The organism is Nocardioides endophyticus, from assembly GCF_039543845.1.
Taxonomy (GTDB): domain Bacteria; phylum Actinomycetota; class Actinomycetes; order Propionibacteriales; family Nocardioidaceae; genus Nocardioides; species Nocardioides endophyticus.
The window spans coordinates 1-653 of record NZ_BAABKN010000054.1 but is presented as its reverse complement, the minus strand read 5'-3'; the positions used below and the strand labels follow the sequence as shown (position 1 = coordinate 653).

1 protein-coding gene and 1 pseudogene are annotated in these 653 nt (G+C 65.1%); both read right to left on the bottom strand.

The window, feature by feature from the left end; all coding sequences use genetic code 11:
* A pseudogene (locus ABEA33_RS27320) lies at nucleotides 1-226 on the bottom strand (transposase); the annotation flags it as partial.
* Nucleotides 227-242: 16 nt separating this feature from the next.
* Nucleotides 243-653: IS5 family transposase (locus ABEA33_RS27315; RefSeq protein WP_345530361.1), on the bottom strand; the 411-nt coding region annotated here is incomplete at its 5' end.

Genomic DNA, 653 nt, shown 5'->3' with positions numbered 1-653 from the left:
CGCTGCGGATCACGCCGGTCGAATAGGCCCGGTCCGCGATCACCGCATCCGGCCTGGTCCGCGGTCGCCCTCGACCAATACGCGGGACGCTGATATCGGCCAAGACGTCGACCAGCATCGCCCCGTCGTTGCGTTGCCCTCCGGTGATGACGATCGCCAGCGGGCGACCCTTGCCATCGACGGCATGATGGATCTTCGTGGTCAACCCGCCACGTGAGCGACCAACACCGTGACCTGCAGGTTCACACTCCTCGAACGGCAGATTCTTGTAGTTCGATGAGGCCCCCTGTGTCCTGCTCGGGGCGCTTAGTGTTCGTCGCGTGCTGATGAGCACGCGCGATCGTGGCGTCCACCGACACCGTCCAATCGACCTTCCCCGCAGCATCGGCCTCAGCCAGGATCTGCGCGAGCACACGGTCCCAGGTCCCATCCCCGGCGTAACGGCGATGACGCTTCCAGACCGTCTGCCACGGCCCGTACTCATCACGAGGCAGATCACGCCACGCGATCCCGGTCCGATAGCGGTAGACGATGCCCTCGACGACCCGCCGGTTATCACCAAACGGATGCCCCTTGCGGCCAGCATTCGACGGAAGCAACGGCTCGATCCGCGCCCACTCCTCGTCACTGAACACCCTGAACCGCGACCCTTG